Consider the following 16191-nt stretch of genomic DNA (forward strand, 5'->3'; position numbering starts at 1 on the left):
CTTTATGCTTCTAGAATATTCTAACTCTCCCTCTATTAGTTTACTCTTTAATCACAGTTAGGAAAAGATACAACTGGTTTTTTCATGGATTACCACTTGGTTTTTACCGTTATTTTTCGCCATATACAGTGCTTTGTCAGTAAGCTGAAACAACTCTTTATAAGTTGACTGCCTTTTCGAAGTCCAGTTATGCATCCCTATCGACACTGTTATCGAGGGTTCAGTGGTAGCAGGGATAAGTTCGACCAGTCTTTCCGCAAATAATGCTCCCTCTTGAAATCCTGTCAGCGGCAAAAAGATAGCGATTTCCTCTCCGCCCCATCTACCGGCAACCCCCCTACCAGATACTTCTGAAAGTATTGTGGAAGCAATCTGCTTCAGCACATCATCACCAGTAACATGTCCATATGTGTCGTTTATCTTCTTGAAGTCATCGACATCTACGAGAACAAACACACCCATTTCATCATCAACAATCGACTTTTCAATAATCTTATCTACGTAACTTCTTGTATAGAGCTTGGTTAAGTGATCTTTATCAACAAGTTCCTGTAACTGGTCGCGTAATACCGAGTTCGCAAGTGCAAGCGAAGAATGTCCTATAAGAGATTGCATCAGTTTAAAACTGTCAAATGAAAAAAAGTACTGATCCATATGCAGTAATACGACGAAACCCGTAAGTACCTCTTGATTCATAATTGGAATCGCAATAATTGACTCGTAACCAATAGGTTCATTCATTGTGGTGCTGAAATTCGCATCAAATAATGATTCTTTACCACTATTTAAGTGATTCGATGCGTATTCAATATAATTCTTGCCGGATTCTGTCCGAAAAAAATCCGTACTTAATTGAGCGATGTCATAACCATCTTGTTCATTGTTAAAAACGAATGCAATTTCTGTTGGTCTAAACGCTCTCAGCAATTGCTGTTTCAAAAATGCTGTCATTTCTCCAAAATGCATATTGCTATTCAATTTTTTCGACGTTTCATTGACAAGTTGTAAATCTTCGATAACACGGTGAGATTGATCATATAGAATCGCTTTTTCCAGCGCACTTCCTGCAGTGTTTACTACCATACTGACAAATTTTTTCTGTGTAGATGAAAAAACGAGGTCAACTGGTGCTTTAATTTGCAACACACCATAGATACCTTGTCTTCCTCTGATTGGTGCGTTGATCAGCGTGCAGGACAGTTCAGGCATTACTTCCTTTGTCAATTCACCAGATACGAACGCATTCATTGCAGACGGTCTTTCGTTCATGTAATCAATTAACTTATAGTTATGCGTCATCCCTTTTTGATCATGAGATAATAGAAGCCCCACTTCAGATGTTGGGAAATTTTTAGATATCGCAGAGACTACGCCATCTAAAATCACATTACTTTGCATCGTTGAATTGAATAATTCGGTGACTCCAAACAAACGCCGAGAGCTTTTTTTCTCTTTTACAAGAAACACCATTTCCCTTACTATCTCAATGATGTCGCTCACTACCTTTTCGAGTTCATGTAGAAATGGCGATGCAGCAAAGTCGCTCCATTCATCTGTAGATTTAAGAATCAGCAATCCGAGTGGTTCAGATTTCAAGTTTCGGAATAGAAGAAAATCATCGGCATAGTTAAAACCGGTCTCTCTAACTTGTGTTATTAAAGAATCATAGTTAAACACATTTCCAGTTTTCGATGCATCAAATACCAAGGCTTCTTTCCTCTTAGAAACAGATTTATGTCCTTTAAGAGGCATGAAACTATTATTGGCATATACGAAAAAGTCCGCTTCCACAATACGAAAATGGTGATTTAGTTTTGATTTTAACGCCTTAAACCAGTGTTCATACGATTGCAAAGCAGTATCTTTGGTCCATAAATCCATCAAATCGCTTTTAATTTTAAGCATCGTCAATTGATGATCCGTCACACAATCACCCCAATCCTAATCTGTATATAGAATTCAAATAAGTCTTACTACCATTATAATACAATGGTACTATAGATACCATCACTTTATATAGACCATTTGGCTTATTTTAGTATTCAGGTATGAAGCTTGACTCTTACTTCTATAGTTGTTATGATGAAACTTGTGTAAAATAGTTGCAGCAGTTGTGTGTTTCAGATTGTCCAGTCTATTCCTTTCACAAGGTGCATCGAGTAACTTTCTGGCTGCGGAGGCGAGGATGCAAGATGATAGAATGGCATTTGGATTGAACACATCTGGTTCTTATTTTACAACAAAATAAAACCAACAATAGAGGAGGAGTCTTTCATGGCTCGTTATACAGGTCCATCTTGGAAACTTTCCCGTCGTCTTGGGATTTCACTTACAGGCACAGGAAAAGAAATTGAAAAACGCCCTTACGGCCCGGGACAACACGGTCCTAACCAACGCATAAAACTTTCTGAATACGGAAAGCAGTTACAAGAAAAACAAAAACTTCGTTTTATGTTTGGCGTAAACGAACGTCAATTCAAAACGATATTCATCAAAGCAGGTAAAATGCCTGGTAAACACGGTGTTAACTTCATGATTCTTCTTGAGACTCGTCTGGATAACATTGTATACCGCATGGGTCTTGCACGCACACGTCGTGCATCACGCCAACTTGTAAACCACGGCCATATCATGGTTGATGGTAAACGCGTTGACATTCCTTCTTTCAGCGTTAAACCTGGTCAAGAAATTTCTTTCCGTGAGAAGTCTCAAAACCTTGACGCTGTAAATGAAGCGCTTGAAGTGAGCAGCTATGTACCTGAATATGTTACATTCAACAAAGATACTAAAGTCGGTCAATTCGTCCGCATGCCTGAGCGCAGCGAACTTGCAGCAGAAATTAACGAATCACTTATCGTTGAATTCTACTCTCGTTAATAGCATTTTTGGAAAAGAGTCCTTCACAGGGCTCTTTTTTTTCGTGATATACTGTACATACTACGACTTATGAGGTGATTATATGAAACTTGTATCGATTTGCCCGAGTAATACGGAACTGCTTGCCTATCTAGGACTGATTGATCAACTCGTTGCAGTTGATGATTTCTCTGATTGGCCTAGCGCAATCAATACTTTACCGAAACTCGGACCTGACTTATCGATTGATATGGATAAATTGGAATCTTTTGCACCAGACTTAGTGCTTGCATCGCTCAGTGTTCCCGGAATGGAAAAAAATGTTGCAGAGCTCGAGAAGCGAATGATTCCACACTTAGTGTTAAATCCGCAAAGCTTGGATGATATCGCAGAAGATTTGTTAGCTGTTGGAAAAGCATGCGGAATTGAAGAACACGCTCTTCAAATTAAAGCGGAATATCTATTATTTATTAAAGACATGAAAAAACGTGCTGAAACTGTCGAATTTACCCCTTCTTTATACTGGGAGTGGTGGCCAAAACCTGTATTTACACCCGGAAAGATTAATTGGCTGACCGAAATAAGCACGATTGCCGGCGGTTTGAATGAATTCCGCGACGTTGAACTTGCCAGTGTCCAAACTGACTGGGAGGATGTACTAAATAGAGAACCTGATTATATCCTACTAGCGTGGGTCGGTGTTCGAATCAATAAAGTGAAAAAAGAAGTCGTTCTGAAACGGCCCGGTTGGAATCAGCTGGACGCCGTGAAAAGTGGCCGCTTTTCAGTAATGGAAGAAGAATTGTATTGCCGGCCTTCCCCACGGCTCCTTGAAGGCGCTTTAAAATTAGCCAAAATGATTCACCCGGAAGTATATGCAGACTTGCATCTACCTGAGTGGGTTAGAAATGCGTAAAACAAAAGGCTGTTTTCCCCTTTTTGATTGGGATAACAGCCTTTTGCATTATGAAATATAGTTAGACGAATTTCACCATTTTATAATTTTTCTTACCGCGTCGGACAATGGCAAACGCATCATCCAGACGATCTGCTGCGCTGACCTCGTATGCTGTATCTGTCACCCGTTCACCGTTCAATGAAATTGCACCATTCGTCACATCTTCACGAGCTTGTCGTCTCGATGGTGATACGCCAGAATCGACGATGAAATCAACGATGTTTTTATCTTCTTTCACCATTTCAAACGAAGGGACGTCTTTGAATGCGTCTTTCATTTCATTAGCAGTAAGTGTTTTCAAATCACCACTGAATAATGCTTTGGAAATGCGGATTGCTTGGTCAAGTGCTTCCTGACCGTGAATCAATCGCGTCATCTCTTCCGCTAGTCTGAGTTGCGCTTTCCGTAAATGTGGTTCCTCTTGGATTGTAATTTCAAATGCTTCGATTTCTTCACGTTCAATGAACGTGAATATTTTCATGTATTTAACGGCATCTGAATCCGCTGTATTAATCCAGAATTGGTAAAATTCATATGGCGATGTTTTTTCTGCATCGAGCCACACTGAGCCACCCGCACTTTTACCAAACTTCGTACCATCTGCCTTTGTAACAAGTGGAATTGTGATGCCGAATGCTTTCACTTCTTCTTCATGCGTTTTACGAATCACTTCAAGCCCTGTCGTAATATTGCCCCACTGATCGGATCCGCCTATTTGGACTCTACAACCATAATTATTGAATAAATGATTGAAATCAATCCCTTGAATTAGCATGTATGAAAACTCTGTGAAGGAAATTCCGCTGTCAAGACGTGATGCAACATTGTCTTTCGCAAGCATATAGTTGACGCCTAATAATTTACCGAAATCACGTAAAAACTCGATGACGCTCATCGAACCGACCCAGTCATTGTTGTTCACCATCTGCGCGCCATTTTCAGAATTGAAATCAAAAATCTGTTCCATCTGCTTTTTAATTCCGGCAACGTTTTTATCAATCTGTTCAGTTGTTTGAAGCTGTCTTTCCTCTGAGCGACCTGATGGATCTCCAATCATGCCCGTAGCTCCACCGACAAGTAGAATCGGACGATGTCCATGCATTTGAAAACGGCGTAGCGTTAGTAATGGAACGATATGTCCGATGTGCATGCTATCCGCAGTCGGATCGACTCCGCAATACAGAGAGATTTTCTCCTTATTCAGCAATTCTTCAAGACCCGCCTCATCCGTCTGTTGGTAGAGTAACCCTCTCCACTTTAAGTCTTCCATCAATTTCTCTTTCATCCTAACCCCTCCTGAAATTTAAGTAATAACGCACCGCGTCGAGTGAGTCTCGGAGCGCATAGAACCTTTAACTAGACACAAAAAAGCCCTTACACGATTAATAAAATCATGCAAGGACGCTAATTATCGTATTAACGCGGTACCACCCGGCTTGAGAAAAAATTCTCCACTCAAAACGCAATAACACTGCGCACGCGTCACACTCCAGGGCTGTAATTCATGATTGGATTACCGGACAGCTTTCACCAGCCGCTGTCTCTCTAAACGGTTCCACAACCACTACTTCGACCCATTCAACATGTGAAAGTATATGTATCAATAATTCTAACCTATATTCAAAAGTTGTCAAACATTATCGATTGGCATTTATGGAAATGTGCTATAATAGGTAAGATTTCAGGAGGTTGATTTAAGTGAGTAAACATCAAAAGAATCGTATTGATCTAATAGAAGAGAAACTTGAAACGATGACTAAAACGAAATGGGCTAAAGGGATGCGTATCACATCAGGCGTCACCTGGAACCTGTTTCTCCTATTCCTCGTAGTAGGTTTGACACTTGTAGTGTTTGCCGGTTCAGTCGGAGCAGGCTATTTCGCTTCATTGGTAGCCAAAGAACCACTCCGGTCCAAGCAAGAAATGCGGGACGCAATTTTCACCTACGAAGAAACGTCCGAACTTTATCTCGCTGGCAATGTCTATATCGGTAAAGTTAACTCTGATATAGAACGTAGAGAGACAAAATTGGAAAGTGTATCCCCATTCGTTATAGATGCGGTATTCGCCACAGAGGATGAGTATTTCGAACAGCATGAGGGCATTGTTCCTAAAGCGATTTTCCGCGGACTATTGCAAGATGTAACGAACTCTGATAGCCAAACTGGCGGTTCGACTCTGACACAACAGCTGATTAAAAACCAAATTTTAACCAATGAAGTGTCATATGAACGAAAAGCGAAAGAAATGCTACTGGCTATGAGGATAGAGCATTTCATGACAAAAGATGAAATCCTTGAAGCCTACTTGAACATTATCCCTTACGGCCGTAATTCAAATGGGCAAAATATTGCTGGTATTGAAACTGCAGCTGGCGGTATTTTCGCTTTAAAAGCCGCGAAATTGAATTTACCGCAGTCCGCCTTCATCGCAGGACTTCCTCAGGCCCCTTTCGCGTATACCCCTTTTAAAAGCGGTGGCGGAATAAAAGAAAAAGAGTTCTTACTACCAGGAATCAATCGTATGAAAACAGTTCTTTTTAGAATGAAAGAAACTGGTTATATTACCGAACAGCAATACAACGAAGCTATCGTCTATGATATTACAAAAGATTTCCGTGATCCCGTCATGCGCGCGAATGAAAGATATCCTTATTTGACGCAAGAAATTCAGAATCGTACTGTCGATATACTGGCGGAAATTATCGCTGAAAAAGATGGAGTCGATGCTGAACGTCTTAAGCAAGAAGAGAAATTAAGAGAAAAGTATTCGATACTTGCTACGCGCTCAATGAAAAATGATGGCTACAGAATTTACTCTACTGTTAATAAAAATCTATATGACAAGATGAATGAAGTTGGTAATGATTTCGAAAGTTACGGGTTCACTTATACGCGTGAAATAAAGGATTCCCATTCTGGCGAAGTCGAATTGGCTGAGGATCCGGTCCAGGTCGGTGCGATTATGATCGAAAATAGCACCGGTAAAATCTTATCTTTCATCGGCGGTCGTGGACACGAACACGAAGCGCTTAACCATGCTACACAAGCATATAGACAGAACGGATCTGCTATGAAACCGCTCCTTGTTTATGCACCAGCCATTGAGTACGGTATCATCGGGGCTGGTAGTCCCGTCGTCGATGTTAAATTCAGTGTCACACAACCGAATGGCTCTATGTGGTCACCGAGCAACTATACTAAATCGATGGAGTATGGAATCATTCCTGCAAGGGAAGCACTCTCCAAGTCATTGAACTTGGCAACGGCAAGATTATATCGCGACATCCTTGATCGACGCCCTGCCGAATTCCTCGATAAGATGGGCATATCGAAACTACTTCCTGGGGACTATGTCAATCCCTCTACTTCCTACGGAGGCATGACGGTCGGGATGAGTGTCGAGGAAAACACGAATGCATTTGCAACATTTGCAAATGGTGGGCAATTCATTGATGCATACATCGTCGAAAAAATTGAAGATATGGATGGTAATGTCGTCTATCAGCATGAAATTGAACCTGTTGATGTCTTCAGCCCCGAAACAAGTTATATCGTTACCGATATGTTACGTGATGTATTGAAACCTGGTGGCACTGGCTCACAAGTAACACAAAACATGAAATTTTCTACAGATCTTGCTGCAAAAACGGGAACAACACAAGGTTACGGTGACGCTTGGCTTGTTGGATACAACCCAAATGTTTCTCTTGGAGTTTGGCTCGGATACAAAGACCGAACAAGAAGTCTCTATTACGGATTGGAAAAGCAAACATTGCATCCTACCACAAGGACAAGTATGCTTTTCGCCCGTATCATGAATGCTGCGAACGAAGTAACACCAGAAATAGTCGGAGCTTCTGCAAAATTCAGTCGTCCTGACGGTGTCGTTGAAAAATCATTCTGCGGTATTTCTGGGCTTGCTCCCTCTGCTGCATGTTCATCTGCAGGGCTCGTTAAAACAGATTTATTCAACGCAAAAGTGATGTTACCTACACAACCGGATGATAGCATTACCTCTTCTTCTTATGTGTCTGTTAAAGGGTCGAGGTACCTTGCACTTCCATCTACACCTAGCGAATTCGTGTCATCAGGTGGCACAGGCGTTAACCAAGTATTCATTGACCGAATGCTAGGACCTTGGAGAGGCGATGCCTCAAAACTGTTCCCAGCGAACTCGGCTTTCGCATCTCACGTCGTGTCCGGGGCTATATTTAATGCTGATGATGTCGCTCCTGCACCAGTAAATATTAATTTGAATGGAACGACAATAACCTGGGGCAATTCACCTTCAAATGATGTTATTGGTTACTATGTCTATGCAAATAATGTTAAAATCGGAACAATTAGAGACGGTTCTTCGAATTCCTTTACAGTCGGTACTGGCTCATACTCAGTCAAGGCTGTCGATATTACCGGAAGACTTTCAAATGGCTCCAATGCAGTCACCGTTGCGGCGTCTGAACCAGAAGAGGAAGTTATTGAAACGCCTCCTACTGAAAACGTACCGCCTGTTACTCCACCTCCCGGAAGCGAGGACGGAAATAATAGTGGTACCATTCCTCCCGCAAGTGGAGATGATGAAACTGGGGAATGAATAGGAAAAAGAGCCTGTCCGCTATCTATAGCGAACAGGCTCTTTTTTGAAAGATGAGAAAGGTTAATCTTTTTGACTTAGAATAGTGTCTAGCTCCAGGCGCCAGCCGCTCGGGTCATAAGCAATCCAGCTAGGAAGGATTGAACTGCATCCTTCCCGGGCAAAGTACGCCACGTCGCTGGATCGACTTATGCCTGTCGCGTCTAGAAGGCGCCTTCCGCTTTTCTTAGTCTTCCATTGTCGACAGATCACCTGTCGGCAAATTCAGTTCCCAAGCTTTTAACACGCGACGCATAATTTTCCCGCTTCGTGTTTTCGGTAATTTATCTTTGAATTCAATTTCACGCGGAGCAGCATGTGCCGCTAGCCCTTTTTTAACAAATTGTCGAATATCTTCTTTTAATTCATCAGTCGGCTCTATTCCCTCATGAAGTGCCACAAATGCTTTAATTATTTCGCCGCGAACCGGATCGGGTTTACCAATAACACCAGCTTCAACAACTGCGGGATGTTCAAGAAGTTTACTTTCCACTTCGAATGGTCCTACCCGTTCTCCACTCGTCATAATCACGTCATCCACACGGCCTTGGAAAAAGAAATATCCGTCCTCGTCGATGTATGCTGAGTCACCTGAAACATACCACTCATCATTAATAAAGGTAGATGCATATTTTTCTGGATTATTCCAAATTTGACGCATCATTGCAGGCCACCCTTTTTTAATAGCCAAGTTACCCATATGATTTGGAGGCAATACATTTCCTTGATCATCAATGATGGCTGCTTCAATACCAGGAACCGGTTTGCCCATTGATCCAGGTTTAATTGGCAAACATCCGAAATTGCAGATTGTTTGTGCACCTGTTTCTGTCATCCACCATGTATCATGAATTCGCAATTTAAACGCTTCAGATCCCCAACGGATTACTTCTGGATTAAGCGGTTCACCTACAGAAAGAATATGGCGCAGTGAAGAAAGATCAAAATTGCTTAGTGGCCCTTCCCCAACTCCCATAAGCATTCGGAATGCCGTTGGCGCACTATACCAAACCGTGACACCATATTCCTCAATCGCCCCATACCAGGCATCTGCCGAAAATCTGCCGCCAAGAATCAGGCTAGTCCCCCCTGCAAGCATCGGTCCGAAAATACCATAAGCCGTACCTGTCACCCAACCTGGATCCGCTGTACACCAGAAGATGTCCTCGTCTTTTAGATCCAGTACCCACCGCGTTGTCTGCAGCTGCTGTACCATCGCTTCCTGTACATGTACAACGCCTTTAGGTTTTCCAGTTGAACCTGAAGTGTAATGCAGAAGAGTTGGGTCCTCTCTGTCCATCCATTCAACTTGGAAGTACTGAGATGCATCTTTCATATGCTTGTTAAAGTCTACGACAAGACCTTCTTCTACCACATTTTCTCCTACAATAAAGATTGTCTTCAGGTGTGGTAATTTATCGACAGGTACGCGTTCAAGAAGTTCAGGTGTTGTGATGATTGAAGTCGCTTCACTATCAGACAGTCTGTCATAGACAGCACCTTCCATGAATGCTTCGAACAGCGGTCCGACGATAGCACCCAGCTTCAATGCGCCAAGGAGTGCAAAATACAATTCCGGTGAGCGCGGCATAAAGATGAAAATCCGGTCCCCTTTTTCAAGCGGAGACTGATTGCGTAATACGTTCGCAGCTTTATTAGACATCTTTTTCATTTCGTTATACGTATAGGTTTCTTTGCGATTCGCATCTTTATAATAAAGTGCAACCTTGTTTTTTCGATAGGAATCCGCATGGCGGTCTACAGCTTCGTGGGCAATGTTAATGAGTCCACTTTCAAACCAGCTGAATTCTTTTTCTGCATCCGCCCATTTGAATTCTGCGGCCATACGATCATAATCTACTAACTGATAATCCCCCTTAACTGCGGGCAATGTTTTCATTACCATTCATCTCACCCTTTCAAGAATAGAATATAACTATCATTCTACCCCAATCCAAACCTAGTTGTCTAATTAATTTTATTTTTCTAACAGTTTTAAATTTGTAGAAATCAACTAGCTTTAATTTATCTATATTGTTGTATACTAGGTAGTAGGTTTATATCAAACACGGAGGTGATCATATTGGAACACATAAAAACATATAACGCGATGGAGATAAAACATAAAAATGGAGACATTGTTATCGAGGGACCCATTACTGCAGATTACCTTGCTAGCCTTGATTTTCATGAAGATCTTGTTGCATTCAGACCTCCTGCACAACAACACAAGGCACTCATTGAAATTGCAGGACTCCCAGAAGGTCGTATTTTAATCGTTCGCGATTCGAATGAAATTGTGGGCTACGTAACTTATTTGTATCCCGATCCTCTGGAGCGATGGTCGCAAGGGAAAATAGAAAATTTAATCGAACTCGGGGCAATTGAAGTAATTCCAAAGTTCAGAGCCGGTGGAGTTGGGAAGTCCCTTTTACGCGTTTCCATGATGGACGACGCAATGGAAGATTATATTATTCTTACGACTGAATATTACTGGCACTGGGATTTGAAGGGGACGAAGCTCAATGTTTGGGAGTACAGAAAAGTAATGGAGAAGATGATGAACGCCGGCGGGTTGGAATACTACGCAACCGATGACCCTGAAATAAGTTCTCACCCAGCAAATTGCCTAATGGCACGGATTGGCAAAAGGATTAATCAAGATACCATCCAAAAATTTGACAATCTACGGTTCATGAACCGATTCATGTATTGAAGGGAGGATTAATTAAATGCTAATTGAAGAAATAATGATAACAGAAGTTCTAACTCTATCACCGGAAAACACTGTAAAAGATGCACTCGAAGCTATGCGGGACAAAAAAGTTCGCCACTTGCCAATCCTGTCTGCGGATGGCACGGTAGTCGGCATTGTGACGGATCGAGACTTGAAAGAAGTTGTTCCCTCTTCCGTTTCTGAAATAAAAGACAACAGTCCGTACGATACTTTACTTTCCGATGTGATGACGAAAAACCCAATTCTCGGACATCCAATGGACTTTGTTGAAGAAGCGGCGGTACTATTTTATGATAATAAAATAGGTTCACTGCCAATAGTATCCAATAAAAAACTAGTTGGAATTATCACCGAAACAGATTTACTTTACAAATATATTGAATTGACGGGCGCACATCAACCTGGTTCACAAATAGAAGTGCGGGTTCCGAATACGCCCGGGATCCTTTTCGAAGTATCCAAAGTATTCCACGAGCAAAAATTAAACGTTTTGAGCGTGCTCGTCTATCCCGATAAAGAGAACGAAGCAAACAAAATTCTTGTCATCCGGATTAATTCAATGAATCCTCTCAAAATTATTGAGGGACTGAAGGTTAGCGGATTTGAGGTCCTATGGCCAAATGTTCCAGGAATTGACGTATGAAAAAAGATGCCGTTTTCGTCTTTTCAGAAGAGCAACTTGGCTACTCTTTTTCAGATTCGCATCCATTCAACCAAAAAAGAATTCTCTTAACTCTCGACCTATTAAAGAAGTCTGGAGCCATTCAAGACAGTGATATCATTGCACCTCGCATGGCGACAGACGAAGAATTACTTCTCGCCCACGACAAAAAGTTTATTGATATCGTAAAAAAGGCTGGTAAAGGTGAACTAACTGAGGATGTTGGCAGTATTTACGGTATCGGCACAGAGGATACGCCAATTTTCCCAAATATGCATGAAGCCAGTGCCATGCTAGTCGGCGGTACATTGACTGCGGTAGATGAAGTGATGCAAGGACGAACTAGGTATGCACTGAACCTGGGCGGGGGGCTGCATCATGGATTCCATGGACGGGCTTCCGGCTTTTGCGTCTATAATGACAGCTCAGTTGCCATAAAATACTTACAAGAAAAGTACGGAGCACGCGTTCTTTATATCGATACAGACGCTCATCATGGAGATGGCGTTCAATGGAGCTTCTATGATGATCCGACAGTCTGTACACTATCTATCCATGAAACTGGGCGCTACCTGTTTCCTGGAACGGGAAGTATAACCGAACGCGGCAATGGTGCCGGCTATGGGACTTCCTTTAATTTCCCTATAGATGCTTTCACAGAGGATGAGTCATTCCTTTCAATTTATAAAACAGCCATGAAAGAAGTGACTGAATTTTTCAAACCCGATGTCATCTTGACTCAAAATGGGGCAGATGCGCATTATTTCGATCCCTTAACTCATCTTTATGGCACGATGGATATTTACAAAGAAATCCCTCGTGTTGCACGCGAAATTGCAGAAGAATATTGCGAAGGCCGCTGGATTGCCGTCGGTGGCGGCGGCTATGATATTTGGCGCGTCGTACCAAGGGCTTGGGCTCATATTTGGCTAGCGATGAAAAATATCCCTGCACCTACTGGTCTTCTTCCAGAGGACTGGCTATCAACGTGGCAGGAGCAATCTCCCGTTACACTTATACCAACTTGGGAAGATCCTGTTCCACTCTATGAACCCATTCCACGAAAGGATGAAATAAACGAAAAAAATGCACAGATGCTTACTCGGGCCTTACATATGATCCGCAACGAACAAAATGATAAATAACCACGTCCGGTGAGAAGGGCTTGATATCCTCCATTTTCACCGGACCATTTCCGGCTATATTCAGCGAAATATTCACAACATTTTTACCAGGGGCATATGTGGCTACTTTGAAAGAAATGAATAGATGACTTTCTTTAGAGATTGTAAGTGCCAGAAGATACAATTTCAGGCACACTTGCACATTGTTTAATGCGTTCCTTGCTAACTCCTAGTAAAGAGTATGTAATCATGTGGTGCTTACTAGAAAGTAACACTTCATTACTAACAAAAGAGAAAACCATATAGAATGTTTCAGCCGCCAAAATTGTATCTTTGGCGGCTTTTCTCTAGTTAAGAAGTCAGCTATTCTTTCGTCCCAAAAAGCTTCAAATGCCCTTCGCGTACTTATGCATTTGGAGCACGCCGGATGAAGGACTACCATGAGCTTACCGAAAATAATGCGTAGAGATGCGACAAGTTCACATCCCTACGCATCCAGACATCCCGGTAATCGTAATAGAATTCATTCAATCCAAAGTAATCCAAATGCAACTATACACGTAGCAACCACTGTGTGATTAAGTTTATTGCTGCTTACTTTTGATTAATCAACCGACGGTAGAAATAACAGTATTATTCCTCAAAAAGAGCAATCCCTTCAGCCGAATAACCGATTGATAGGATTGCTCTATTTGAGGAAGATAAGAAAGTATACGTTTTTTTACTTATAATAATGTCTAGCTCCAGGCGCCAACCGCTCGGAGGCCCACAAGGATGTGGGTCTCCAAGCTAGGAAGGATTGAACTGCATCCTTTCCCAGGCAAAGGGCGCCACTTCCTGGATGCAAGTATGCAGTCGTTGCGACAGGAAGTCGCGATCTTAGACTGCCTTCCCTTTATCCCTTATGCCTGTCGCGTCAAAACGGCGCATTCCGCTTTTCTTATTTCATAGAATTACGGTCTTCAATTCGGAAAGGTAAAATGACCTGTTGCTCTTCAACCTCTTCCCCGTTCATCAACTTCGTCAACAGACGCATTGACACTGCACCTAAATCATAGAGAGGTACGACGATTGAAGTAAGTTGCGGTCTAACTACCCTCGCCAAAATGGAATGTTCAAAACAGATAAGTTCGTAATCTTCGGGAACAGATAGTCCGCCATCCCGAATTCCATTTAACAGACCGACAGCAATCGCATCGCTTCCTGCAATAATGGCGGTTGGTCGACCCTGCAATTCACTAATTTTTTGCCAACCTTCATATGCACCATCGTATGAATCTTCCATTTCAATGACGAACTGCTCATCAAATGGAATAGCTGCGTCCTCGAGGGCTTTCATATATCCTGCTTTTTTACCGATACGGTTAATATCTCTTGTAAATGGCCCCGAAACAAAAACGATTTTTGTATGACCATTTCGAATTAATTTATTGACCGCTACATAAGAAGCTTCTTCATAATCAATATTCACCGTTGCTAACTGTTTTTCCACGTCCAACGTACCAGCCAAAACGATTGGTACATTCGCTGTCGACAATCCATTACGCACTTCATCAGATATCGAATCACTCATAAAGATGAGCCCGTCAACCTGTTTACCGAGATGGTCTTCTATTAATTCTACTTCTCGGTCCGTGCTCTCATCGGAGTTCGAGAGGATCATATTATATTCGTACATCGTTGCAACGTCCGCTATTCCACGGGAAAGCTCAGAATAGAAACTTTTCGAGATATCAGGAACGATGACCCCGATTGTCGTTGTCTTCTTACTAGCAAGACCTCTTGCAACAGCATTTGGCCGATAGCCAAGTCGTTCAATGCAGTCGAGAACTTTCTTTCTCGTTGCAGGTTTTACATTTTGATTGCCGTTAACGACACGGGAGACCGTTGCCATTGAAACATTTGCCTCCCTGGCTACGTCGTAAATCGTTATAGCCATTAAAATTCCTCCTTCTATATATCTTCATTATACCCTATGTAATCAAAACGCCGGAACCATTATAGGCCCGGCGTCTACTCATGAGATTGTTGTGTGCGTGTTCATGAATTGGTTAATTGCTTCATAAAATTCATCAAATTGTTGCAGATCCATCTGTTGTGCAGAATCGGATAATGCAACAGCTGGATCAGGATGCACTTCAGCCATTACACCATCTGCACCAACTGCTATCGCCGCTTTCGCTGTAGGCAGTAACAAGTCTTTTCTGCCTGTTGAGTGAGTTACGTCAACGAAGACCGGAAGATGCGTCTCCTGCTTCAAGATTGGAACGGCAGAGATATCTAATGTGTTGCGAGTTGCCCGTTCATATGTACGGATACCACGTTCACAAAGGATTATCTGGCTATTACCTTTAGATAGTATATATTCAGCCGCATGGATGAATTCATCGATTGTCGCTGCAAGGCCTCGTTTTAGAAGAACTGGTTTATTAATCATTCCAGCTTCTTTCAATAATTCGAAGTTTTGCATGTTACGTGCACCAATCTGAACTACATCGATGTATTCAAGTGCTTCTTCGAGATGTGACGGTGTAATGATTTCCGTAACAACCGAAAGACCTGTTTCATCAGCGACACGTTTAAGTATTTTCAAACCTTCAAGACCTAGACCTTGGAAATCGTATGGCGATGTACGCGGCTTGTATGCGCCACCTCTTATCATCGTTAAACCTTTAGCTTTGATGGACAATGCAACAGCTAAAACCTGCTCATATGATTCGACTGCACATGGACCGTAAATGAATGACGGAGTTCCGTCCCCAATTTTATGGCCATTAATGTCAACAATCGTATCTTCGGCTTTTCTCTTACGGGAAACAAGCAAAGCATTGCGTTGGTCGTCTTCCTGTATCTCAAGTGCAGACATGAATATTCCTTTAAAAATCTGTTCAAGAACTCCGTTAGGTAACGGACCATTATTAGATTCTTTTAAGAAGTTAAGCATTTCACGTTCACGAATCGGATCATACCGATTAACACCCTGCTTTTCTTTTACCTTACCAATTTCTTGGACCACAGTTGTTCTTTCGTTAATAAGATCCAAAACTTTAACATTCAGCTCGTTTACACGGCCGCGCAATCCATCTAAATCATTTTGTCTCATCTGTCCGTCTCCTCCCCGTATATATAATTCTCTTTCAGTAGAGAAGAATATATGTTACATTTTTGATAATAGACCTAAGTATAAAGAAGACTATTTGAAAAGTCACGTTATTTCTAC

General features: G+C 42.0%; 11 protein-coding genes and 1 other annotated feature. Of the genes, 6 read left to right on the forward strand and 5 right to left on the reverse strand.

From position 1 onward, the window contains the following. Positions 1 to 57: 57 nt before the first annotated feature. On the reverse strand, positions 58 to 1926 hold the full coding sequence (locus tag I2484_RS21790) for a diguanylate cyclase domain-containing protein (protein WP_207149471.1): 1869 nt from the start codon (positions 1924 to 1926) through the stop codon (positions 58 to 60). A 348-nt stretch (positions 1927 to 2274) separates the two neighbouring features. Between I2484_RS21790 and rpsD the strand changes: the two genes are divergently transcribed. Both rpsD and I2484_RS02655 read left to right on the forward strand, forming a co-directional pair. Next, entirely contained in the window at positions 2275 to 2877 is a 603-nt protein-coding gene (gene rpsD, locus I2484_RS02650) for a 30S ribosomal protein S4 (RefSeq protein ID WP_207149472.1), read from the forward strand. Between the two features lie 82 nt (positions 2878 to 2959). Continuing rightward, positions 2960 to 3772: a cobalamin-binding protein gene (locus tag I2484_RS02655; RefSeq protein ID WP_207149473.1), complete on the forward strand. Its 813-nt coding sequence runs from the start codon at positions 2960 to 2962 to the stop codon at positions 3770 to 3772. Between the two features lie 61 nt (positions 3773 to 3833). Here I2484_RS02655 and tyrS read toward each other — a convergent pair whose 3' ends face one another. Then, positions 3834 to 5099 carry a tyrosine--tRNA ligase gene (gene tyrS, locus I2484_RS02660; protein WP_207149474.1) on the reverse strand — a complete coding sequence of 422 codons (1266 nt, stop codon included), beginning with the start codon at positions 5097 to 5099 and terminating at the stop codon, positions 3834 to 3836. 109 nt (positions 5100 to 5208) lie between these two features. Continuing rightward, positions 5209 to 5405 (reverse strand) — a binding site (T-box leader). Positions 5406 to 5512: 107 nt separating this feature from the next. Between tyrS and I2484_RS02665 the strand changes: the two genes are divergently transcribed. Continuing rightward, complete coding sequence (locus I2484_RS02665) at positions 5513 to 8410, forward strand: transglycosylase domain-containing protein (RefSeq protein ID WP_481886369.1); 2898 nt, start codon at positions 5513 to 5515, stop codon at positions 8408 to 8410. A gap of 226 nt (positions 8411 to 8636) precedes the next feature. Here the strand turns inward: I2484_RS02665 and acsA are convergent, their stop codons facing one another. Next, positions 8637 to 10355 (reverse strand): acetate--CoA ligase, encoded by a 1719-nt coding sequence (gene acsA / locus I2484_RS02670; protein WP_207149475.1) that lies wholly within the window; start codon positions 10353 to 10355, stop codon positions 8637 to 8639. Positions 10356 to 10532: 177 nt separating this feature from the next. Between acsA and I2484_RS02675 the strand changes: the two genes are divergently transcribed. From I2484_RS02675 to I2484_RS02685, 3 genes are read left to right on the forward strand one after another with little or no spacing between them, the layout of a single operon-like run. Next, complete coding sequence (locus I2484_RS02675; protein ID WP_207149476.1) at positions 10533 to 11165, forward strand: GNAT family N-acetyltransferase; 633 nt, start codon at positions 10533 to 10535, stop codon at positions 11163 to 11165. A 16-nt stretch (positions 11166 to 11181) separates the two neighbouring features. After that, positions 11182 to 11829: an acetoin utilization AcuB family protein gene (locus I2484_RS02680; RefSeq protein ID WP_207149477.1), complete on the forward strand. Its 648-nt coding sequence runs from the start codon at positions 11182 to 11184 to the stop codon at positions 11827 to 11829. After that, positions 11826 to 12992: an acetoin utilization protein AcuC gene (locus I2484_RS02685; RefSeq protein WP_207149478.1), complete on the forward strand. Its 1167-nt coding sequence runs from the start codon at positions 11826 to 11828 to the stop codon at positions 12990 to 12992. The genes I2484_RS02680 and I2484_RS02685 overlap by 4 nt, the downstream gene beginning before the upstream one ends. Before the next feature lie 919 nt (positions 12993 to 13911). Here the strand turns inward: I2484_RS02685 and ccpA are convergent. After that, on the reverse strand, positions 13912 to 14910 hold the full coding sequence (gene ccpA / locus I2484_RS02690; RefSeq protein ID WP_207149479.1) for a catabolite control protein A: 999 nt from the start codon (positions 14908 to 14910) through the stop codon (positions 13912 to 13914). A gap of 78 nt (positions 14911 to 14988) precedes the next feature. Further along, positions 14989 to 16074 carry a bifunctional 3-deoxy-7-phosphoheptulonate synthase/chorismate mutase gene (locus I2484_RS02695; RefSeq protein ID WP_207149480.1) on the reverse strand — a complete coding sequence of 362 codons (1086 nt, stop codon included), beginning with the start codon at positions 16072 to 16074 and terminating at the stop codon, positions 14989 to 14991. Positions 16075 to 16191: the final 117 nt, after the last annotated feature.

It is taken from the genome of Sporosarcina sp. E16_8, from assembly GCF_017347095.1.
In the GTDB taxonomy this organism is placed as follows: domain Bacteria; phylum Bacillota; class Bacilli; order Bacillales_A; family Planococcaceae; genus Sporosarcina.